Source organism: Pedobacter sp. D749 (assembly GCF_019317285.1).
GTDB lineage: Bacteria > Bacteroidota > Bacteroidia > Sphingobacteriales > Sphingobacteriaceae > Pedobacter.
Map to the genome: position 1 here is coordinate 5,174,701 of NZ_CP079218.1, position 21,593 is coordinate 5,196,293.

The 21,593-nt window shown below is 40.0% G+C and carries 20 protein-coding genes and 1 riboswitch; of the genes, 10 read left to right on the top strand and 10 right to left on the bottom strand.

Annotated features, from left to right (window positions below):
* Positions 1–2: 2 nt before the first annotated feature.
* From KYH19_RS21235 to KYH19_RS21260, 6 genes are read left to right on the top strand one after another with little or no spacing between them, the layout of a single operon-like run.
* Complete coding sequence (locus KYH19_RS21235) at positions 3–3,110, top strand: lantibiotic dehydratase (RefSeq protein ID WP_219076608.1); 3,108 nt, start codon at positions 3–5, stop codon at positions 3,108–3,110.
* Positions 3,107–4,354, top strand: coding sequence for a lanthionine synthetase LanC family protein (locus tag KYH19_RS21240; protein WP_219076610.1), 1,248 nt, complete (start codon positions 3,107–3,109; stop codon positions 4,352–4,354). The genes KYH19_RS21235 and KYH19_RS21240 overlap by 4 nt, the downstream gene beginning before the upstream one ends.
* Before the next feature lie 12 nt (positions 4,355–4,366).
* On the top strand, positions 4,367–5,320 hold the full coding sequence (locus KYH19_RS21245; RefSeq protein ID WP_219076612.1) for an LLM class flavin-dependent oxidoreductase: 954 nt from the start codon (positions 4,367–4,369) through the stop codon (positions 5,318–5,320).
* A 16-nt stretch (positions 5,321–5,336) separates the two neighbouring features.
* Positions 5,337–7,541 (top strand): peptidase domain-containing ABC transporter, encoded by a 2,205-nt coding sequence (locus KYH19_RS21250; protein ID WP_219076614.1) that lies wholly within the window; start codon positions 5,337–5,339, stop codon positions 7,539–7,541.
* A 1-nt stretch (position 7,542) separates the two neighbouring features.
* Positions 7,543–7,725 carry a hypothetical protein gene (locus tag KYH19_RS21255; protein ID WP_219076616.1) on the top strand — a complete coding sequence of 61 codons (183 nt, stop codon included), beginning with the start codon at positions 7,543–7,545 and terminating at the stop codon, positions 7,723–7,725.
* 33 nt (positions 7,726–7,758) lie between these two features.
* A complete protein-coding gene (locus tag KYH19_RS21260) occupies positions 7,759–8,127 on the top strand; it encodes a hypothetical protein (RefSeq protein WP_219076618.1) in 369 nt (122 codons plus the stop codon).
* Positions 8,128–8,184: 57 nt separating this feature from the next.
* Here the strand turns inward: KYH19_RS21260 and moeB are convergent, their stop codons facing one another.
* From moeB to thiS, 7 genes are read right to left on the bottom strand one after another with little or no spacing between them, the layout of a single operon-like run.
* Positions 8,185–9,219, bottom strand: coding sequence for a HesA/MoeB/ThiF family protein (gene moeB, locus KYH19_RS21265; protein WP_219076620.1), 1,035 nt, complete (start codon positions 9,217–9,219; stop codon positions 8,185–8,187).
* Positions 9,210–10,337 carry a 2-iminoacetate synthase ThiH gene (gene thiH, locus KYH19_RS21270; RefSeq protein WP_219076622.1) on the bottom strand — a complete coding sequence of 376 codons (1,128 nt, stop codon included), beginning with the start codon at positions 10,335–10,337 and terminating at the stop codon, positions 9,210–9,212. Before thiH ends, moeB begins: the two co-directional genes overlap by 10 nt.
* On the bottom strand, positions 10,324–11,094 hold the full coding sequence (locus tag KYH19_RS21275) for a thiazole synthase (protein WP_219076624.1): 771 nt from the start codon (positions 11,092–11,094) through the stop codon (positions 10,324–10,326). Before KYH19_RS21275 ends, thiH begins: the two co-directional genes overlap by 14 nt.
* A gap of 11 nt (positions 11,095–11,105) precedes the next feature.
* Positions 11,106–11,741, bottom strand: a complete 636-nt coding sequence (locus tag KYH19_RS21280; protein ID WP_219076626.1) for a thiamine phosphate synthase — start codon at positions 11,739–11,741, stop codon at positions 11,106–11,108.
* A complete protein-coding gene (locus KYH19_RS21285) occupies positions 11,738–12,352 on the bottom strand; it encodes a thiamine phosphate synthase (RefSeq protein WP_219076628.1) in 615 nt (204 codons plus the stop codon). Before KYH19_RS21285 ends, KYH19_RS21280 begins: the two co-directional genes overlap by 4 nt.
* 4 nt (positions 12,353–12,356) lie before the next feature.
* The gene (gene thiC / locus KYH19_RS21290) at positions 12,357–14,315 is read right to left on the bottom strand and encodes a phosphomethylpyrimidine synthase ThiC (RefSeq protein ID WP_370630259.1); all 1,959 of its coding nucleotides are present in this window, start codon (positions 14,313–14,315) and stop codon (positions 12,357–12,359) included.
* Positions 14,316–14,345: 30 nt separating this feature from the next.
* Positions 14,346–14,549: a sulfur carrier protein ThiS gene (thiS, locus tag KYH19_RS21295; protein WP_219076632.1), complete on the bottom strand. Its 204-nt coding sequence runs from the start codon at positions 14,547–14,549 to the stop codon at positions 14,346–14,348.
* Positions 14,550–14,614: 65 nt separating this feature from the next.
* Positions 14,615–14,703, bottom strand: a riboswitch (TPP riboswitch).
* Positions 14,704–15,176: 473 nt separating this feature from the next.
* Here thiS and KYH19_RS21300 point away from each other — a divergent pair.
* Positions 15,177–16,478, top strand: coding sequence for a leucine-rich repeat-containing protein kinase family protein (locus KYH19_RS21300; protein ID WP_219076634.1), 1,302 nt, complete (start codon positions 15,177–15,179; stop codon positions 16,476–16,478).
* A gap of 183 nt (positions 16,479–16,661) precedes the next feature.
* On the opposite strand, the gene KYH19_RS21305 is transcribed toward KYH19_RS21300, so the two are convergent.
* A complete protein-coding gene (locus KYH19_RS21305; protein ID WP_219076636.1) occupies positions 16,662–17,324 on the bottom strand; it encodes a DUF1349 domain-containing protein in 663 nt (220 codons plus the stop codon).
* Between the two features lie 159 nt (positions 17,325–17,483).
* Between KYH19_RS21305 and KYH19_RS21310 the strand changes: the two genes are divergently transcribed.
* A complete protein-coding gene (locus tag KYH19_RS21310) occupies positions 17,484–18,050 on the top strand; it encodes a Crp/Fnr family transcriptional regulator (RefSeq protein ID WP_121285663.1) in 567 nt (188 codons plus the stop codon).
* Positions 18,051–18,123: 73 nt separating this feature from the next.
* On the opposite strand, the gene KYH19_RS21315 is transcribed toward KYH19_RS21310, so the two are convergent.
* Positions 18,124–18,990, bottom strand: a complete 867-nt coding sequence (locus KYH19_RS21315) for an aldose 1-epimerase family protein (RefSeq protein ID WP_132395570.1) — start codon at positions 18,988–18,990, stop codon at positions 18,124–18,126.
* Positions 18,991–19,123: 133 nt separating this feature from the next.
* Here KYH19_RS21315 and KYH19_RS21320 point away from each other — a divergent pair, with 133 nt between their 5' ends.
* Entirely contained in the window at positions 19,124–19,453 is a 330-nt protein-coding gene (locus tag KYH19_RS21320) for a hypothetical protein (protein WP_132395568.1), read from the top strand.
* A gap of 65 nt (positions 19,454–19,518) precedes the next feature.
* Here KYH19_RS21320 and pepT read toward each other — a convergent pair whose 3' ends face one another.
* On the bottom strand, positions 19,519–20,772 hold the full coding sequence (gene pepT / locus KYH19_RS21325; RefSeq protein WP_219076638.1) for a peptidase T: 1,254 nt from the start codon (positions 20,770–20,772) through the stop codon (positions 19,519–19,521).
* A 59-nt stretch (positions 20,773–20,831) separates the two neighbouring features.
* Between pepT and KYH19_RS21330 the strand changes: the two genes are divergently transcribed.
* Positions 20,832–21,563 (top strand): hypothetical protein, encoded by a 732-nt coding sequence (locus KYH19_RS21330; RefSeq protein WP_219076640.1) that lies wholly within the window; start codon positions 20,832–20,834, stop codon positions 21,561–21,563.
* Positions 21,564–21,593 lie beyond the last annotated feature (30 nt).

Below are 21,593 nucleotides of genomic sequence, written 5' to 3' on the forward strand. Positions count from 1 at the left end.
CTATGAAAAAGGACACACTAAGCGAACAGTACCAGTTCTTGCCAGACCTGATGCTCCGGTTTCCATCCTACCACAACGAAGGACAGATTACCAAAGAGATGATTTATGAATTTATTAAAGATGATTTCTTTATGGAGGCACTATGGATTGCTTCTAAAGATTTATATGAGGCTGTACTTCGGATTGATACCATTACGGATCCTAAAAAACTCGAAAAGATAGAAGTAGCCTTATCTAAATACATCAACAGAACCAAGAACAGGGCCACCCCTTTTGGTCTTTTTGCAGGCTGTGCACCAATTACCTGGGCAGCGGATACGCAGATAGAACTTGGCGGCATCAGCAAACATACCCGTCTGGATATGGGGCTGCTTTGCACCATTTTCCGTTATGTGTTAAAAAATGAAAACATCAAAAGATCATTAAGCTACAGTGTTAACAAAACCTTGTATGATATAGATGGGAACTACAGGATGGTTGATTATAAAACCCTGGGCTACCGGAAATATACCGTATCAGCTGTAAGTGGCTCGGAATATCTTCAGAAGATTATCGATTTCTGTAATGTTACACAGCCCTATCATGTTATTACTGATTTTATTTCAGATTCTTTTGAGGTAGAAACTGATGAGGCAACAACCTTTTTAGATGAACTGATTAACGGACAAATTTTACTCAGCAACCTCGAACCAAGGGTGAGCGGTCCTGATTTTTTAGACCAGATTATTGATAGTTTAAATGAAGTTACAATAGTAAACATTGGCAACCATGATGCGAAGACCTATCTTTTAGCATTTAAAAAAATTAAAGAGATCCTGGCTAAGGAAATCAATACCATTCTTAAAAAAGAAGAAATCTCTGTAATACTACATGAACTGAACATCGAATTTAACAGCGAGAGTATGTTTCAGATCGATCTTTATAAAGATGGTGCAGCACAAACGCTCAGTAATACTTATGCAGATAAGTTGATGGAAGCTGTTGAGTTTTTAAACCAGGTTACACCAAAACACAATAATAAAGACCTGCAGGCATTTAAAAGCCGCTTTGCCGACCGTTACGATGAACAGGAAGTTCCTTTATTGCAGGCACTCGATCCTGAGTCGGGTATTGGTTATGCTTCAAATACACATTTGGCCGGAGAAGCGCCATTGGTACACCGGATGGTTTTCTCCTCTGGCACACCGGGCGAAATCAGGGAAACACAATATACAGACCTGAGCAAATGGCTTATCGGCCACTTAACCAGCAACCCTGCCAGTACCGAAATCAATATCGATCAGCACGAGCTGGGAAACCTTAATATTAATCCATCAGAGTTGCCACCAAGTTTCTCGGTTATTTTCAGGCTGGATGGGGGAGATCAGGACCAGGTGTTTCTTGAGCATTGTGGATGGCCTACCGGAGCCTGCATGATTGGAAGGTTCGGTTACGGCAATCAGAAATTTGGCAAGATGCTGCGGGAGATCAATACGGTTGAAAATGTCTATTATCAGGATGCGATAGTGGCCGAAGTGGCACACCTGCCAGAAGACCGTCATGGCAATATTGCTTACCGGCCTAAATTCAGGGATTATCAAATTCCGGTGTTGGCTGGCAGTACCTCTGATGAAAGTGAAATCAGCCTGAGCGATCTGATGGTATCGGTACGTAACGGACAGCTACTTTTGAGGAGCAAGCGGTTAAACAAGCCAATTATACCCAGATTAAGCAATGCGCATAACTACAGCATGAATGCCTTGCCGGTATATCATTTTCTGGGTGATTTACAGGGTATAGACCATAAATATTGGTTGGGACTGAACTTAGAGGTATTGCCAAAAATGGGTGTTTTTAAAATCCCCAGAATTAAATATAAAGGCGTAATTCTTTCCCTGGCAACCTGGTATTTACAAGACAGTGACATTAAAGAAATATTGGAAATAAATGCACCTGATTATAATCAAAAACTGAAACGTTTTTTTGATAAATGGGGACTGCCTGCAACCTTTATCTACGCTGATGAAGACAATGAACTGTTGGTGCACCAGGAAAACCGCATCGAAATACTGGCCTGGTTATCGGCCTGTAAAAAGCGTAGTCAGATTGTATTGAAAGAATACTTACCGGTTAGTAATTCGATATTAAAAGATGCAGATGCAAAAGCAGTAAACAATCAGTTTGTTGCGCTATTAACCAGAAAAGACAATAAAAAAAGAACAGCACCCGTGTTTAATCCTAGTCATAAAAATGATAACCATGTAAAAAGGCAATACTTTCCGGGAGAGGACTGGTTATATGCAAAAATTTATACCGGTGTAAAAACTGCAGACCAGCTGATTGGAAATGAACTGCTGATACTTGGAAAGAAACTGGTAAGTGCAGGTTTAATAGACCAATGGTTTTTTATTCGCTACGCAGATCCGGAGCCACACTTAAGGTTTAGGGTACACGTAATTTCATTAGATGGGTTAGGTACCGTAATGCGTGAAATCAATTCGGCTTTCGAAACTCTTTCGGAAACAGGTTTGGTTTGGAAAATGCAGTTTGATACGTATGAGCGAGAAATTGAACGTTACAGTGCAGCAGGTATTGAGCTAAGCGAACAGTTGTTTTACCATGACAGCTTAGCCGTATCGAGCTTTTTATCACGCAGGGATATGATAGAAAATTTTGAGCAACTGCGTTGGCTTTGGGGCATCAGATCTATCGACAGTTTATTGAACGACTTTGAATTTTCCCTTGCAGAGAAGTTGAAAGTAATGGAAGTTTTATCGGCTTCGTTTCATCAGGAGTTTAACTCGGATGCTTTATTGATCAAACAGTTATCACAGAAATACCGGTTCAGCAAAGAACTGATTGCCAAACACCTGGATGCAGGGAATGATTTTTCGGGCTCAGACCTTTTGCAGTACAGAAGTTTCGAAATTATCCCTTTGGCCCAGGCCATCAAACAGAAAATAGAAGATGGACTGATTGACCAGCACCTGAACAATTTTTTGATCAGCTATATCCACATGAATATGAACCGTTTGTTCAAAACCAAACAGCGTGTACATGAACTGGTCGTTTACGATTTTCTTTTAATGTATTATAAATCAACCTTTCACCGTCAAAAAACAAAAATATGAGCACCTTACAAGCAGAAACAGTGATGAGTACCCGGTTTAAAGTGGTATTTGAGCAGATTAAACATTTGCTGCACGATCAGGAAAATCAGCCGGATTTTATAACAAACGGTAATTTATTTAATGGCTATGCAGGTATTGTCTACTATTATTTTAGCCTGTTGAAGGCCTTTCCGGAAGGAGAAAGCGAAGCTTATGTTGCTTTAGAGAAACTTATCGAATCTTATAACACGCAGGATAATATGGCAAGTAAATACATGACCTTCTGCAGTGGTCTTTCCGGTTTTTATTTTTTGATCCAAAAGCTGGTAGAACAGGAATATCTTGATGAAATATTTTTAGAAGAGGTACTGCCCATTAACGAACTGATTTTTGAAGATACAAAGCGGTTACTTACTGAAGAAAATACTGATTTTTTACACGGTGCCAGTGGCCAGATGTTATACCTTTTAACCAGCAAAGGTGATCCGAATCGTGAAAAATACCTTGGTGTGTTGGTAAATGAACTCTTAAAACTTGCTGTTATAGATGAAAAAGGACTACGGTTCCCCAACAGCACGGTAAAAGAATTTCAAAATACAGATAATACAAACATGAGCCTTTCGCATGGTAATGCAGGTATCTTATTGGTGATGCTGAATGTCTATAATGCTGGTATTGAACAAGAAAAACTAAGTAATGCCATACAACAGGGCTTAGCTTATTTTATCAATTATTATCATCCAAGGGCTGTAAACACTTCATTATCGGCTTTTCCCCTACTGGTTAATGAAGAATTTACCATAAAAGAATTGATTGATGGTGATTTTTATGCAGAAAATTACAGTTGGTGTTATGGCGATCTTGCTGTGATATGGTTGCTATATCAAAGCAGCGTGTCTTTCAAAAATACCACCTATATGGATCTGGCTGATGAGATTGGTAAAACACTTGCCTTACGTTTAATTTCGGTACCCGCATCTGACCTGAAAATTAATTCGCATTTCTGCCACGGTACTTCTGGTATAGCCCTCTTTTTAAACCGACTTTATCAATTTTCGGGGCATAAAATTTATCAGGAGGCTGCACAGCTATGGCTGGATGGTACCCTCGATCATTTAGAAAAAGACCTGAACAATCCCGATTTTATGAACAAACCAGGTTCACTTGGTTTACTGGAAGGGGTAAGCGGGGCAATGTTTGTGCTGGCGGCTGCCGAACATAATGATATTGCTGCAAACTGGACTGATATGTTTCTTTTATCTTAAAAATTAAAGGTTATGAGTATTAAAAAAATTGGCTTGATGGATTTTGGTACAAGATCCAAAAAGATAGATAGTCTTTCGATTATTGAAAGCATTATAGATGATGCTGTATTAGCAGAAAAACTAGGCTTTCACCGTTTGTGGTACGGTGAACATTTTATTACCTCCGCCAACTCGCCATGGTTTAGTCCTGATATGCTTTTGCCGCTAATCTGTGGTAATACCAATACTATCAGGGTGGGCGTAGCAGGGGTATTGGTGGGTTATACCTCGCCCATCAGAACGGCTTCCAGTTATAAGATGCTCAATAACCTCTTCAATAACCGCATTGATCTAGGGTTCGCTAAAGGCACTCCCGGAAGTAATTTTTTACCTTATTTCAGTCAGCCTAAAATTACCAGTTATGAAGAAGGTGTACAAAATATCCAGAACCAGATAGCAGCTATAAGCAGTTTATTAAACAATGAAGATGAACATGTTAAAAATGGCGTCATTCTTTCTCCATATAAAGGTACTATACCTTCTCTTTGGAACCTTGGTGGTTCACCGGGTAGTTATCAGGCTAGCTTAAGCAATCAGCTAAACTGCTCCCGTACCCTTTTCCATAAAGGTGTAAACCTCGAAAAAGGTTTGGATCACTTAAAAGCCTACCGTGAAGATTTTTACAAGCAATATGGCCGTTTACCAGAGGTTAATATTGCACTGGCCGGCTTTACCAGTCCGAGTAAAGCAAAAAGGGAAGAGGTGATAGCACTTTCAGAAGCAGAATTTGACTTTGTAGAACCCACAACAAGACTTTGCTGCGAACCACAGGAACTGTTCGATAAGATGTCGGCCTATGCAGAGCAGTATGGGGCTGACGAAGTCATATTCTATGATATTGCCCGCGATCCGGATTATAGGAGGGAAAGCATGGCCTGGATCAGCGAGGTTTTTGGCATGCAAAACAAACAACAGTTAGTGGCCTAATTTAAAAACTCTACCCATGTTTAAACTAAACTACAAACCATCGATTCCTATATACCGCCAGTTGGAAACAAAAGATTGCGGACCAACCTGCCTGCGCATGGTATTACGCTACTATGGGAAATCATATACCCTAAATACCATCAGGCAGGCCTGCAGGGTTAACCGTGATGGAAGTACATTTCTCGGACTTAAAGTAGCAGCAGAAAAATTCGGCATGAATGCAATATGCGTAAAACTGCATTACACCGACCTTATTAATGCCGATATCTGGCCTGCCATCATCCATTGGAAAACCAACCACTTTGTGGTGCTTAAAAAACTGACCAAAGATGAGGCTGTGATCATCGATCCGGCACAGGGAAAAGTAAAAATAAGCAGATCGGAGTTTCTGGAGCATTGGAATGCTGTAGAAGAAAAAGGATATGCCCTTATTTTAGAACCTGATGCAGATCTGGAACAGTTGAATCAGGAAGGGCAGGAAGCACAGACCAATGTAAGTTTCTGGAAGCTTTTGGGTTATCTGAAAAAGCACAAATCGTTGATTTTACAGCTTTTGATAGGTTTAGTAGCCAGCTCAATCCTGGAACTGAGTTTGCCATTTTTAAGCAAGTTGCTTATTGATAGGGGCATAAAACTTAAAGAAGTAAACCTGATTTATCTGGTACTTATTGGCCAGGTAGTGGTTTTTGCATCCAAATCTTTTATCGAATTTGTAAGATCGTGGATTTTATTGTTCGTGAGTGTAAGGGTAAACCTCAATATTTTGGTCAGCTTTTTTATCAAGCTACTTAACCTGCCACTATCTTTCTTCGAAACCCGTAAACAGGGTGATGTGATGCAGCGGGTTAACGACCATACGAGGATAGAAAACTTTTTAACAAGCAATACTTTAACTACTGTATTTTCTTGCTTCAACATCTGTGTATTAAGTATTATTCTATTCCATTTCAGTAGTATATTGTTCCTGATTTTTGCAGGTAGCAGCATTTTATATGTAGGCTGGGTATTTCTGTTCTTTAATAAACGCCGGCAAATCGATCAAAAAAGATTTGAGGTAAACTCTTCAGTACAAAGCAAGATTGTTCAGCTGATAGAGGGATTTCAGGACATTAAGATCAGTAATTCTGCCGACCAGAAAAGATGGGAATGGGAATCGCTGATTGTAAAAGAGTTTAAGGTAAGGGTAAAAGGGCTTACTTATAATCAATATCAACAGGCTGGTTCATTGGTGATTACCGAAATGAGGAACATTGGGATTACTTTTGTGGCTGCATTTATGACCCTTAGGGGCGAAATCAGTCTGGGAAGTCTTTTTGCCATCCAGTTTATTGTAGGTCAATTGATTGCGCCAATAGAGTCATTGATTTTCTTTTTACAATCGTATCAGGATACCAAAATGAGCCTGGAACGCTTAAACGAGATACATGAGATTCAGGATGAGCAGCCGGAAAATGGAAAATATGTAGAAATAGATCATTTAATTGGCGATATTTCGATTCAGAACCTCCAGTTTAGCTATCCTGGATTTGAAAACAAGGCCGTTTTTAATAGCCTGAGCCTGGTCATTCCCAAAGGGAAAATTACAGCCATAGTGGGTTTGAGTGGAAGCGGCAAAACCACCTTGCTAAAACTCTTGCTTAAATTGTACGATCCGACCGGAGGTACCATTCATATTGGCACCGAAAAACTGGATGATATAGATGTTGGTCAATGGCGTAGCCTCTGTGGAACGGTTTTGCAGGATGGGTTTATTTTTTCAGATACCATTGCTAAAAATATTGCACTTGGCTTTGAGCAGATAAACGAAGGCCGTTTGCATGATGCCATTAAAATGGCCAACATTGGCGATTTTGTTTACAACCTTCCAAAGGGTGTTGAAACTGAAATTGGGATTGGTGCAAATGGTATATCGCAAGGTCAAAGGCAACGGCTATTAATTGCCCGCGCAGTTTATAAAAACCCTGAACTTTTACTTTTTGACGAAGCTACAAATGCGCTCGATTCTAATAATGAGCAGGCCATTATGAACAACCTGAGGGATTTCTTCGATAACCGGACGGTGGTTATTGTTGCACACAGGTTAAGCACCATTAAAAATGCCGACCAGATATTTGTAATGGAATATGGTAGGATATTGGAATCGGGAAACCACGAAACGCTAATGAACAATAAGGGGGCTTATTTCAATTTAATCAATAATCAACTCGAGAAAATAAAGTAATATGGAAATTCAAGATAAAATGAGCGCGGATATCAGGCATATCCTCAACAAAAAGCCTAAAGGCATTGTCCGTTTTGGCTCAGGGATTATGTTAGCAATAATTATTGTTTCAATCCTGACTTATTTCTTTAGGGAAGATATTAAAATATTAAGCATCTTTAATTATTTCGGTTACGCGAAATAATTAAGGAAGTCCTTCATTTCAAAATTTGAAATCATGCAAAAATATATCATTTACATTTTAATAATTACATTTTTGAGTGCTTGCTCTTACGGCACATACGAAATGAATAAAGGGCAGCTTAACATAGCAACGAAAGCCAGTTACAGCGTAACCTACAAAGTATTGGCAAGCAGCAGTGCCACCGTATCTTTTACCGACGAAAGTGGAAACCAGAAAACTTTAGAAAATATTTCCGGTGAATGGGAAAAAAGTATAGAAATAAAATCCGGGCAAAAGGTTCAGTTTACTGTCGATTCAAAAGATAAACAACTGGCATCCGTTTTGGTAGATCAGGAACCTATTTCTACCATTGACAAAAATAATAAAACCGCACATTATAGCCTCAGTTTTGTATTGCCATAATGGAATTTTTAGTCGGTTACCTGTTTGGCGTTTTACAATAGTTATCAGTTAAAAAAATTAATCCAACGAACCAATCAAACTAAAAACTTCACCTTCATAACCCCCTTCCAATAACTGCACCGCCATTTTGCTCCTTTGTCCGGTTTGGCAATAACAAACTACTTTTTTACCCTTTGGAATACTTTTTAGTGATGATGTTAATTCATATAAGGAAATATTTATTCCACCAATATTATTTTCCTCATGTTCATAATCTTCCCGTACATCGATCAGGAAAATTTCATCAGGAGATTCAGAAAGCCATTGATCAAGAGTCGTTTTATCGATTTCCCCAATTTTACGAACTGTAGCTTCTGTTTTAATTGTTTCGGCTTGTTTTTCTTGCGCGATCTTAAATGTGAGTGCGGTGTTGTTCAATGCATTGATGGTCATTAATTTACCGGCTAAAGTTTCGCCGATGTGGCAAATTAGTTTAATGGCTTCATTAGCCATATACAAACCAATTATTCCGGGTAAAATGCCGATTACGCCTCCTTCTACACAATTGATGTTTTCTGTTGGTGCTGCCGGGTAAAGATCCCGGTAATTTGGCCCACCATGGAGGTTAAATACCGCAACCTGACCTTCGAACTGTAAAATGGAACCGAAAATAAGTGTTTTACCTAAAGCCACACAAGTATCGTTCACCAGATAACGGGTGCTAAAATTATCCGAACAATCGATCACAAGCTCATAATCCTTGCAGATATTTACGGCATTATCGGCCTTAAAACGTTCATGATAAGCGGTAAAGCCAACATGTGGATTAAGCAATTTGAGTTTCGCTGTGGCCACTTCAGCTTTAGATTGACCTATATCCGTATGGTTATACAAAATCTGCCGGTGCAGGTTGCTGAGTTCTACCACATCATCATCTACAATTCCGATTGTTCCGACACCTGCTGCGGCTAAATATTGCAATACCGGACAGCCCAAACCACCGGCACCAATAACCAACACTTTGGCGGCTTTTAAACTTTCTTGCCCTTTTAAGCCTAATTCAGGCAAAATCATCTGCCTGTTGTAGCGGTTTAGTTCTTCTTTTATGAACATGATTTACTGATCAAACTCCTATCCCAATCCTTCCAAACCGGTTCATAACCCTGTTTCCTGATCATGGTCGCAATCTCCTGTGCCGAACGTTCATCAGATATTTCGAACTGCTCTAATGATTGAGGTTCTACTTCGTAACCTCCGGGATTGGTTTTGGAGCCTGCGCTAATGGCTGTGATCCCCAATTTAATTACCTGATTTCTGAATGCCTGCGTTTCTCGTGTGGAGATTGACAATTCTACTTCGCTGTTAAATAATCGGTAAGCACAGATCAGTTGCACCAATTCTCTGTCGTTCATGACCACTTTTGGCTCCAAACCACCGCTAAAAGGCCGCAACCTGGGAAAAGAAATGCTGAATTTACTCTGCCAATATTGTTTTTCAAGATAGGATAAATGCAGGGCCGTAAAAAATGAATCTGTCCGCCAGTCTTCCAGGCCAATTAATACGCCTAATCCCATTTTATGTATGCCTGCCTGCCCCAAACGGTCAGGGGTTTCTAAACGGTATAAAAAGTTAGATTTTTTACCTTTTGGATGGTGTTTGCGGTAATCGTCCTGGTGATAGGTTTCCTGATAAACCAGAACCGTATTCAGCCCGTGCGGGATAAGTGTTTCGTAATCGGCCACATCTAACGGTTGTACTTCCATCGAAATGTGCGAGAAATGCGGACTGATCAGATCCAGTACCTTTTTAAAATAATCGGTATGTACAGTTTGGCTGGCCTCGCCCGTTACCAGTAGTACATGGTCGTAGCCCATCCCTTTAATTACGGCCACTTCCTGCATAATTTCCATTGGGTTAAGGGTGCGCCGGCGCACTTTATTGTCATAACTGAAACCGCAATAGGTACAGATATTATTACACTCGTTGGAGAGGTAAAGCGGGATATACATCTGGACGACCCGGCCAAAGCGGTCTAAAGTTAATCGCTGACTGATCTGTGCCATATCCTCAAGATAAGGCAATGCTGCGGGAGAAATCAGCGCTTTAAAATCCTCCAGATTTCGCTGTGTATTGTTCAAAGCCCGCTCTACATCAGCAGCCGTTTTATCATAAATACTGGCTTTGGTATCATCCCAGTTATAGGATTCGAATACCTCGTTAAAGCTCTTCATCTAAAAATGCGGTTAGTGGACTGCTTGCTGCAGCATAATGTTGCTGAGTGCCTAATTTAGATTCGAATGCCATTCTGCCGGCTTCTACAGCCAGTTTAAAGGCAATAGCCATATTGGTTGGGTTTTTAGCTATGGCAATTGCAGTATTCACCAAAACGGCATCTGCCCCTATTTCCATGGCTCTAGCCGCATCAGAAGGCGCGCCAATACCTGCATCAACAATTACCGGCACCCGGCTCTGGCTAATGATAATCTCTAAAAAATCGATCGTTCTTAGTCCCTTATTACTGCCAATTGGAGAACCAAGGGGCATTACAGCCGCTGTTCCCACATCTTCCAAACGTTTACATAAAACAGGATCGGCATGGATATAAGGCAGCACCACAAAACCGAGTTTAACCAGTTCTTCTGTGGCTTTTAAGGTCTCAATCGGGTCGGGCATGAGGTATTTCGGATCAGGATGGATTTCCAGTTTGATCCAGTTGGTTTCTAAGGCTTCGCGTGCCAGTTGAGCGGCAAAAACGGCCTCTTTTGCGTTACGCACACCAGAAGTATTGGGCAATAAATTAATGTGGGGATATTTAAGGTGATGAAGGATATCGTCGTCTTTACCTTTTAAATCTACACGCTTAAGGGCTACTGTAACGAGTTCAGAAGCCGAAGCAATTAAGGCGCTTTCCATCTCTTTTGCCGAACTAAATTTTCCTGTTCCGGTAAAAAGGCGGGAGCTAAAAGTTTGATCTGCTATGGTTAACATATCTGTAATTTTTAAATCGAATGAATACTGAATTTACTGCTGATTTCTTCAAGAACCGCAGCCGTTTGTGTTTGGTTGGTGAGCGCTGCCGAGATAGCAATTCCGTAAATTCCGGTTTCGAGTATAGCCGGAATATCTGCTGCTTCAATGCCTCCTATGGCTATAATGGGAGTGCTGATCCCCGCATTCTTCACTTTTTCCATTAAGTCCTGGTAACCTGCTAAACCTACAATCGGGCTCAGGTTTTCTTTAGTACGGGTAAACCTGAATGGCCCCAAACCGATATAATCTGCTCCTTCAGCTACCCTTTGCCGGATATGCTCGAAAGTATTCGCCGTGCCTCCGATAATCTGGTGTTTACCAATAATTTTTCTGGCTTCCAGAATAGGCATATCCTGTAAACCTAAGTGTACGCCATAACTGTTTACGGCTTTTGCCAGGTGCGGATAATCGTTTATGATTAATTTGGCACCATAACTTTCGCATAAGGCCTGCGCAGCCTTTGCAAAAGGCAGGATTTCGGCTTCAGCCTGGTTTTTAATTCTGAGCTGGATCCACTTTCCACCAGCCTTGAGCACCTGCTCAATGGCATCGATGTGTGTACCTGATTTAGGGGCTTGCGAGATATATTGTAAGGGCTGAATCATGGTTGTATTGTTAAATTTTGAGCATAAGCAAGGCATTTAACCCGGGCTTTTTTAAAATTAGTTAGGGCTATGGAAGGATCATTCCAGATGCTCCCCAATAGCGCAACACCATCGAAATTCATTGTTTTTACCTGATCGATTTCGGTTAAACCGATACCGCCAAGTGCGATGATTTTCGGGGTGGCTTGTTGTTTTTCCAAACGGAAATCTGGCGGAATTACACCTTGATAACCAGGTTTGGAAAGGCTATTGAACACTGGGCCAAAGAAACTGTATTGGTATTGCTTTATCTGTTCCATATCAGCCAGGTGATGGATAGAAGTGCTGAAGATCTTATTTTCTGGCAATTCCACATTATCCCTTTCCTTCCTGAAATTTTCTCTATGGTGGATCCGCTGGATATTATAATCGTTAGCAAGCGAATGGAAATGATGTAAAGCAATCCTTGGATGGTATTCAGATGAAATTCCTTCAATGATCTTCTGGTATGCTGCCTTATCAACGTTTTCTTTGCGTAGGTGAAAAACCTGTAAACCGGCTTCGAAAAGCTGGTTGATTAGGTTACTTTCTTCTTTAAAAACGGTTGGTTTGGCGATTACGATCAGTTCCATATCGTTAAGAGTAAATTTCGCTTCCTTTTTCAGTAAATTCTTTCGATTTTTCCTCCATTCCTTTGGCCAAAGCCTCGTATGCAGCTACTCCTTGTTTTGCAGCATACTCACGCACATCTTGTGTAATTTTCATCGAACAGAAATTTGGGCCGCACATGGAGCAGAAATGTGCAATTTTGGCACCTTCTGCCGGCAAGGTTTCATCATGGAATTCTTTTGCGGTATCCGGATCGAGCGATAAATTAAACTGGTCTTCCCACCTAAACTCGAATCTCGCTTTACTCAAAGCATTATCACGGTATTGTGCACCGGGGTGACCTTTAGCCAAATCAGCCGCATGGGCTGCAATTTTATAGGTAATTACACCATCTTTTACATCTTTTTTATTTGGTAAGCCTAAATGTTCTTTCGGCGTTACATAACAGAGCATCGCTGTTCCAAACCAGCCAATCATCGCGGCACCAATGGCTGAAGTAATGTGATCATAACCGGGTGCGATATCGATAGTTAAAGGGCCTAAAGTATAAAAGGGTGCTTCACCACAATGGTCAAGCTGCTTTTCCATATTCGCTTTAATCAGGTGCATGGGTACATGTCCTGGCCCTTCGATAATCGTTTGTACATCGTGTTTCCAGGCAATTTTAGTGAGTTCGCCAAGCGTTTCGAGCTCCGAAAACTGTGCAGCATCGTTGGCATCGGCAATACAACCTGGCCTTAAACCATCACCTAAAGAGAAAGCCACATCGTAAGCTTTCATGATCTCACAGATTTCTTCAAAATGGGTATAAAGGAAGTTTTCTTTATGATGTGCCAAACACCATTTCGCCATGATCGATCCGCCACGAGAAACAATTCCGGTAATTCTTTTCGCCGTTAATGGCACATAACGAAGCAGTACCCCGGCATGGATGGTAAAATAATCGACGCCTTGTTCGGCCTGCTCAATCAACGTATCACGGAAGATTTCCCAAGTGAGGTCTTCGGCTTTGCCGTTTACCTTTTCCAGGGCCTGATAAATTGGAACGGTACCGATGGGCACCGGCGAATTGCGGATAATCCATTCGCGGGTTTCATGAATATTTTTCCCTGTAGAAAGGTCCATAATGGTGTCGGCACCCCAACGGCAGGCCCACACGGCTTTTTCTACTTCTTCTTCGATGGTAGAAGTAACCGCGGAATTGCCAATATTGGCATTGATTTTCACCAGGAAATTACGACCAATAATCATCGGTTCCAATTCAGGATGGTTGATATTGCAGGGGATTACTGCCCTGCCCGCGGCTACCTCTGCCCTTACAAATTCGGGTGTGATGTAGCCTTTTGGGGTGTTGGCACCAAAACTATTGCCCTGGTGCTGGTGGTTCATTACCTCGTGCTGATCGCCCAATTGCGCATTTAACAGTTCGATCTGCTGGTTTTCCCTGATGGCAATGTATTCCATTTCGGCTGTAATGATGCCTTTTTTTGCATAATGCATCTGCGATACATTCGCACCCGGCTGGGCTTTATAAGGTTTATTGGTATAGTTAAAGCGTAAAGCATTGAGTTTATCATCCGCGAGGCGTTGTTGCCCGTAAGCAGAAGATAATTGATCAAGCTGTGTTACATCCTGTCTGTCTTTAATCCATTGCTCCCTTAATCTCGGAATTCCTTTCCTTACATCAATAACCGCATTCGGGTCGGTATAAGGGCCACTGGTATCATACACGGTTACGGGTGGATTGGGTTCGGTCAGGCCAAATCCGTTGTGAATTTTGGTTTCCGTTAAGCTGATTTCGCGCATGGCGACCTGGATATTATGAATTTTGCCCGGTACAAATATTTTGCGTGAAGCCGGAAATGGACTGCGGCTGATGACTTCCTGGTTTGGTGTTTTTTCTTTTTTCATATTAGGATGATTGAATAGTTGAGTGAATGAATTATTGAATGATTGAATATTGAATGAGTAGGTTAGACCTTCCATTCTCTCACTCAATCATTCAATAATTCTACATTAGCCTCCCTGAGTGGCTTTAATGAGTATAATCTGATCACCTGGGTTTAGCACATGCTTATCCCAAACAGATTTGGAAATGATGGTTTGGTTAACGGCTATGGCAAGGCCATTTGTTTCGGTTGAAATGACATCAGCAAGCATCTGTTCGATGGAACAGGCCTCGTTAAGCAGATAGTTTTGATTGTTTATAGTTACTTCCATATTTTAAAAAATTGGAAAAACTATAGAGATTGCCCCAAAATGGAGGTCGAAAAGAAAGCAATATTAAGATTGCTTTCACTTTTCCCTTCGGCAGTACTAACTGCATCAGGTTCAAAGGGTATTTCTCAGCACGTAGGCACCCCTAAAGTTTTTTGTAAATATATGCGATTAAATTTCTAATGCAAATTAAAAAATAAATTGGGCTATGGTGTTAGAAAGATGCGCTAGGGTTAATTGTTGTTACGTATTGGTTTTAAGTTGTAGAGGAGGTGTATATATAGATGAAATCTATTTAGTTTTTTTGTAATATAGAGAGTGAATGATAGTTGTTTAAATGGGTTAATAAATGGTAGAGCAGAATCAATTCCATCATCCATCTTACATTTTCCATTTTTTTAACTGCAAAGCGCATAGAGAGATACGCGAAGGGCGTAAAGTTTTTACCATATAAGACATTGAAGAACATTTAAGGATATTGAGCTTATATGATCCTTTTATGTCTTATATGGCTCAAATTAAATAAATTGTCCCTTAGGAATTAAGAACGCATGTGGGATTAAGCGTTGATCAACCCCGACTTAAGAAAAACCTCTATCTTCGTTGTCTTAACTAGAAACCAGCACACCTATGCAAAACCTGTTAGCACTACAAAGTGGCGAACTTAAAGGAGCAGTATCTTTAAAGCTTTCTGAAAACCTGACCGAGTTTCCAATGGAAATATTCGAGTTGGCCGATACTTTGGAAGTGCTGGATTTATCTTTTAATAAGCTAAGTGCCTTGCCTGCCGATTTTGGCAGTTTAAAGAAGTTGAAGATTTTTTTCTGTTCCGAAAACCTTTTCACGATTTTACCAGAAGTACTGGGCGATTGCCCTTCGCTGGATATTGTTGGTTTTAAATCCAACCAGATTGAAATGGTACCACCGAAGTCGATCAACCCGAATTTACACTGGTTAATTTTAACCAATAACAATATTGCTGAATTGCCTAAGGAAATTGGCCTTTGCAAAAGGATGCAAAAACTGATGCTTTCGGGAAACCGTTTGGCGCAATTGCCCGATGAATTGAGCAATTGCCAGAATTTAGCATTATTGCGGATTGCGGCGAATAAATTGCAGGAATTGCCGCAATGGATTACGCAACTGCCAAAACTTTCGTGGGTTGCATTTTCAGGCAATAACTTTAGTAAAACGCCGGCTGTAGAAACACTTTCATTAATCCATTGGCACGATTTGGAAATCAGCCATTTGTTAGGTGAGGGTGCATCGGGTGTCATTTCGAAAGCCAACAGAACAATTGGAGAAGAAACTACTGAAGTAGCCGTTAAAATATTTAAGGGAAATGTTACCAGCGATGGCCTGCCCGAAGATGAAATGACGGCCTATATTGCTGCAGGCTACCATCCGGGTTTGGTTAACCTGATCGGACGGATTACGCACCATCCGGATGATAAAAAAGGCTTGGTAATGGATCTGATTCCGAATCATTTTTACAATCTTGGCAATCCGCCAAGTTTAGAAAGCTGTACAAAGGATGTTTTTCCTACTGACAGAAAACTTTCTGAAAAACAGATCATCGGTATTGCTAAAACCATTGCTTCATTGGCTGCTCAATTACATAAAGCGGGCATTATGCATGGCGATTTATATGCGCACAATACTTTAATTGATGATGAAGGCAGTACTTTATTCGGCGATTTTGGTGCAGCCAGTTTTTACGATAAAACTTCTACTGAAACGGCTAAGGTACTGGAACGGATAGAAGTAAGCGCTTATGGTTATCTGCTTGATGATTTACTTTCTTTAAAAAACGAAGAAGTAAGTGAGGAAGTTTATAAAATGATCAGTGAACTTAAAGATGCCTGTTTGGCTACAGTGCCTTTAGAGCGACCAGGTTTTCAGGATTTGGTTGATCAGTTGGCTCAGATTTAATCAAAATTACTAGAAAGGTCGTGATTCTCGCGCAGGAGGGAATCTTCGCGTCATCTCGACTGGAGCGCAGCGAAATGGAGAGATCTAAGTCAAAAAATACGCTTTAGATAGATTTAGTTCGCTGAGCCTTCGGGTTCTTAACTGCGTTGCAATCGCTCAAAATGACGGTACGGGTGAGTCTCATTAATTCTGTTGTTTTTTTGCCCAATCCAACCTGCGCTGATCTGGCGTAGGCGTAACTTTAAAATTTTCGAATGTAGCGTTAAAACCTTTCCCATCAGGGCATGCAGCCACAAGGCCAACCATTACCGGGGCATTATCTTTAAAATAACAGGTACGCAGCATGGTATATTTTTTATCATCAAATGAATAGAAAATTTCTACTGCATCTAGTTTTCTAATCGCTTTCATCCAGATTGATGCAGGTGCTTTCTCCAATTCTACCACGCTCCAGTCGCTCGTTTTATGCGTTACAACGGCGCTTACATTTTGTTTCCCATTAACAAATTCAACTCCTGCTTTAATCCATTCTTCTTCATTAATGCGAAGCATCAATCCCATTTGATCAAACGTGGTTACATAATTTCCGGTAATTTTCACTTTTACCTCGAATTCGCCACCATAAGTAGCATAATAAAAAGGGGCATCATCAACCGTAAAACCATAATGCGAAATGCGCCAATAATCGGTTTTTGCAGGAACGAACAAGCTAAAGGTATTTTTATCTTTAATTTCCCATTTTTCGGGTTCGTTAAACCAGTTCATTTTTGCTAAACTCTGGGCATGTGCCTTTAGGCAAATTAAAGATGATGATACGGCGATTAAGGCTAATAATTTAAGTTTCATTTGTGTGTTGTGTGCTGCAAACATAATGCAAGCACAAATTTTTGTAAAGGACATATATCACTATTTTAATGTGATGATTATCACGCCGATATTTGATCAAAACAAGTGTGTTGGGTTTAAAAATCTGCAATAAAGAGTACATTTGTTTGCATAATAAACATGGAATTAGATTTTTTAAGAGCACACATTCACCAGATTATCTGTTTAACAGATGAAGAATTTGAACATGCTGCATCTTTTTTTACCAAACGGAAATACAAAAAACATCAGTACATTATCCAGGCGGGTGATGTGGCCAGCCAGGAACATTTTGTTGTGAAAGGCATCGTAAAATCTTCATATACCGATAATGAAGGAAAAGAATATATTTTACAGTTGGCCATGGAAGAATGGTGGTTTTCAGACCCAAATGCTTTTAATACTGGCATGCCTGCCACTTTAAATGTAGACTGTATAGAAGATACCGAAACACTTTCCATCTCTTTTGAAAACAAGGAAAAGCTTTGTGACTCTTCACGCAAAATGGAATATTTTTTCAGGAAAAAGTATACGACAGGGAATATGGCTTTACAAAAGCGGGTATTGGCTTTATTGAGTAACAATGCCGGCGAGCGTTACAAACAATGGTGCAACCAATATCCATCTTTACAGCAAAGGATTCCGAAAACCCTTATTGCATCTTATCTTGGGGTAACCAGAGAAACATTAAGCAGGTTATCGCTTTAGTAGGAAAAAAATCTTAACCAGATAAAGCACTGCACGTTACTTTGATAAATAAACCAATCAATAAAAAACTAGTTTAAAAACACTCTACTTCCCAAAAGCGCGACCAGTTTTTGCCTGGATCAAGCTTTATTATGCCCTCTTTGTGGGTTAATTCCTGATCGTGGTTAACGCCATCAGCAACTCCGCACCAAGGCTCTAAACATACAAATGGCGCATCGGTTGCCGCCCATATTCCAAAAAATGGAAAATCTTCAAAATGGAAATGGAGGCCATAATCATTTTTAGTGTTGAGCAAACTAATGCAGTTGCTTTGCAGGGTTTTAAAAACCAACGCATCGTTATAAAACAAATCATGTTTAAGCTTTAGCTGATGTGCATTAAGCTCGATATTTTTGGTTTCATCGGCCACCAGGCCATCTTCAAGTTTCCAATAGCTTAATTTCTCATCAGCATTAAAAGCCAGATAGTAATCTTCGTAAACGGTATTTGGCGTGTTTGGTACCGCAAATGCCGGATGCGCACCAATGGAAAATAGAAGTTCGGCAGTACCCGTATTTCTTACCTCATAAGTTAAATTCAGTTTCCTGCCGATTAGCCGGTACCTCAGTTTCAGCTCGAAATCAAAGGGATATACTTTTAACGTATCTTCATTTTGGGTTAACGTAAAAACAGCTTCGTTTTCACTTATTTTTTCGAAACTGAATATATGGTCGCGGGCAAATCCATGCCTGGGTAACTCATAATTTTTACCTTCATAGTTAAAACTGTTATTTTTTAATGAGCCAACTATGGGAAATAAAACCGGGCTATGTTTTGCCCAATACTTTGGGTTGGCATTCCATAAATATTCCAGCTTGGTTTCTTTGCTAAATAAACCTTGAAGTTCTGCGCCTTTAGCCGCCAGGCTAACTTTTATATAGTCGTTTTCGAGAGTTATCATGACAAGCTAAATTAGTAAAAAGATGGGCTTTAAAAATATCTTTTTTATTAATTTTGATCACGGCTTAAAGCTTAATACCCCGTTTGTTTTATTATCCGCAAATTTACTTTCCCTCAAAACAAGATCAGAAGCTATGGCGATAGATTTAACCAAATTATCAAATGTAAAAGTAAAGGCTGCGATTATGGCGTTGCAAAAAGGCGATGAGAAAACGTGGTTTTCTTTATTTGCTGCCGAAGTTGCCTTTTATGATGACGGGAACCAGATGAAATTTAATAATTTCTTCAGGAAAGCACTAGGGCATGAGCGTTTTACCTGTATAGATAAAGTTGAAAACAATGGTTTGGAGGTATATGGTCATTTCCACTCCGACCAATGGGGCGATTTTAAAACCTGCTTTAAATTTCAGGTAAACAAAGAAGGAAAAATTGCGAGGTTAGATATTGGACAAGCTTCTTATTAGTCCTGAGTCCAAAGTCAATAGTCCTTATTAATCGATGATTAGACTCAAGACTACTGACTCAGGACTTACCCCTTCTCTTCCCAAATACAAGCAATATTTATAATGGTTTGTATAGCTTTTTCCATATCCTGTACGCTTACCCATTCTTGTTTACTATGAAAGGCATGTTCGCCGGCAAAAATATTGGGACATGGTAAACCCATAAATGAAAGTCGCGAGCCATCTGTTCCACCACGGATACTTTGTTGTTTGGCAACCACGCCAGCTCTTTCAATGGCTTCAATGCCATATTGCACAATTTTAGGATGCTGATCTAAAATCTGTTTCATATTGCGATATTGTGCTTTAATATTAAGCTTGTAGGTAGATTTCGGATAGTTCGCCATTACCTTTTTTACAGTTTCTTCCAAAAACTGCCCATGTGCGGCTAGTTTTTCATCGGTAAAATCCCTGATGATAAACTGTGCTTCTGCCTCTTCTACCTGCCCATTTATACTTACCGGATGGATAAACCCTTCCTTTTGGTGTGTAGCTTCTGGTGTAAGTGTATTTTTTGGCAGCGAATCTAAAATTTCAGCGAGGATTTTTATAGCGCTTTCCATTTTTCCTTTTGCAAAGCCCGGATGTGTACTTACGCCATAAACCTTAAGGGTGGCACCATCCGCAGAAAAAGTTTCATCTTCAATGGAGCCCAGTGTTTCTCCATCTATCGTATAGCCAAAATCGGCACCTAATTTCTTTAAATCTGCTTTGTCTACACCCCTGCCTATTTCTTCATCTGGTGTAAAAAGAAGTTTGATGGTTCCGTGTTTTACCTCTTGGTTTTTCATTAAAAATGCTGCAGCTTCCATAATTTCTGCTAGTCCAGCTTTATTGTCTGCGCCCAATAAAGTTGTGCCGCTAGCGGTAATAATATCATTTCCAATCTGATGTTTTAGGTCTTTGTGTTCAGAAAGTTTGATAACAATATGGTGATCATCTGGTAGAATTAAGTCTTGTCCCTGATAATTTTCATGAATAATCGGTTTAACATTTTCGCCGCTACAATCAGGTGAGGTATCCATATGCGAGCAAAAGAAAATTACAGGTAACGGCTTATTGGTGTTAGATGGGATTGTACCATAAACATAGCCATTATCGTCCATTTCGGCATCAGAAATGCCAAATTCTAACAATTCCTGAACCAACACTTTGCCCAGGTTCTTCTGTTTTAGGGTTGACGGACAGGTAGGAGAATTTGGATCAGATTGGGTATCAATCTTTGCATATTTTATAAATCGCTGCTCGATTGATTTGTTAATGTTGGTGTATGTGCTCATAATTCAAAGGTAAAAGTTATAGATATCGAATAATCATATTATTTTTGTAAAAAAACGATATGATTTTTAATTTGCTGAAAGCTACCTTCATTACCTTTTCGCTTGTTTTTATAGGAGGTTTTGCTTTTGCCCAAGCCAACTATTTTAACATGTCGTATGGTTTTGGAGCAGGAATAAACAACTCTTATACCGATGTAAATAAAGGAAGTATTGGATATACAGTCTATGGTGTATTAGATTATCATATCACGCCCTTCTTAACCTTAGGTTTAGAGGGACAGTATGGTACGGTCAAAGGCGGGAATATACGAACCGACCCGAACAACCGTCAGTTTGTAAACAAATATACAGCAATTACAGCCAATGTAAAGCTGATGCTTGGTGAGGTGGTGAACTACAATAAAAGTGAGTTTTTATACAATATAAGAGGTTTGTATCTGGGTTTGGGTATAGGGGCGATTAACAATAACATTACCGATATTGTAAGGTATAAACCACTTTGGGCCGCTTCTGCTCCAGGTTATGGCCCTTTTTTGGGAGAAGATAAGACCTTGGAGCTATTGGTGCCTTTAAACTTAGGGTTTAACTATTACATTAACGATGGATACGGTTATATGCGGTATGTCATCAATATCAATTCACAATTGAACTATACTAGAGGCGAAGGCCTGGATGGTTATAACGATTCGAGGCAAAAATTTAAAAACTTCTCACCCGATATCTATAACACCTACACCATAGGTTTTAAATACATGTTTGGTGGTCTTAAATATTATCGTAAAACACTTTAATAACATTATTTCAATTTCTTAGATTTAAGG

Excerpts from the sequence above, each read along its gene's own strand:
- KYH19_RS21235 (WP_219076608.1), top strand. The coding sequence starts at position 3 with ATGAAAAAGGACACACTAAGCGAACAGTACCAGTTCTTGCCAGACCTG.
- KYH19_RS21240 (WP_219076610.1), top strand. The coding sequence starts at position 3,107 with ATGAGCACCTTACAAGCAGAAACAGTGATGAGTACCCGGTTTAAAGTG.
- KYH19_RS21245 (WP_219076612.1), top strand. The coding sequence starts at position 4,367 with ATGAGTATTAAAAAAATTGGCTTGATGGATTTTGGTACAAGATCCAAA.
- KYH19_RS21250 (WP_219076614.1), top strand. The coding sequence starts at position 5,337 with ATGTTTAAACTAAACTACAAACCATCGATTCCTATATACCGCCAGTTG.
- KYH19_RS21255 (WP_219076616.1), top strand. The coding sequence starts at position 7,543 with ATGGAAATTCAAGATAAAATGAGCGCGGATATCAGGCATATCCTCAAC.
- KYH19_RS21260 (WP_219076618.1), top strand. The coding sequence starts at position 7,759 with ATGCAAAAATATATCATTTACATTTTAATAATTACATTTTTGAGTGCT.
- moeB (WP_219076620.1), bottom strand. The coding sequence starts at position 9,219 with ATGTTCATAAAAGAAGAACTAAACCGCTACAACAGGCAGATGATTTTG.
- thiH (WP_219076622.1), bottom strand. The coding sequence starts at position 10,337 with ATGAAGAGCTTTAACGAGGTATTCGAATCCTATAACTGGGATGATACC.
- KYH19_RS21275 (WP_219076624.1), bottom strand. The coding sequence starts at position 11,094 with ATGTTAACCATAGCAGATCAAACTTTTAGCTCCCGCCTTTTTACCGGA.
- KYH19_RS21280 (WP_219076626.1), bottom strand. The coding sequence starts at position 11,741 with ATGATTCAGCCCTTACAATATATCTCGCAAGCCCCTAAATCAGGTACA.
- KYH19_RS21285 (WP_219076628.1), bottom strand. The coding sequence starts at position 12,352 with ATGGAACTGATCGTAATCGCCAAACCAACCGTTTTTAAAGAAGAAAGT.
- thiC (WP_370630259.1), bottom strand. The coding sequence starts at position 14,315 with ATGGAAGGTCTAACCTACTCATTCAATATTCAATCATTCAATAATTCA.
- thiS (WP_219076632.1), bottom strand. The coding sequence starts at position 14,549 with ATGGAAGTAACTATAAACAATCAAAACTATCTGCTTAACGAGGCCTGT.
- KYH19_RS21300 (WP_219076634.1), top strand. The coding sequence starts at position 15,177 with ATGCAAAACCTGTTAGCACTACAAAGTGGCGAACTTAAAGGAGCAGTA.
- KYH19_RS21305 (WP_219076636.1), bottom strand. The coding sequence starts at position 17,324 with ATGAAACTTAAATTATTAGCCTTAATCGCCGTATCATCATCTTTAATT.
- KYH19_RS21310 (WP_121285663.1), top strand. The coding sequence starts at position 17,484 with ATGGAATTAGATTTTTTAAGAGCACACATTCACCAGATTATCTGTTTA.
- KYH19_RS21315 (WP_132395570.1), bottom strand. The coding sequence starts at position 18,990 with ATGATAACTCTCGAAAACGACTATATAAAAGTTAGCCTGGCGGCTAAA.
- KYH19_RS21320 (WP_132395568.1), top strand. The coding sequence starts at position 19,124 with ATGGCGATAGATTTAACCAAATTATCAAATGTAAAAGTAAAGGCTGCG.
- pepT (WP_219076638.1), bottom strand. The coding sequence starts at position 20,772 with ATGAGCACATACACCAACATTAACAAATCAATCGAGCAGCGATTTATA.
- KYH19_RS21330 (WP_219076640.1), top strand. The coding sequence starts at position 20,832 with ATGATTTTTAATTTGCTGAAAGCTACCTTCATTACCTTTTCGCTTGTT.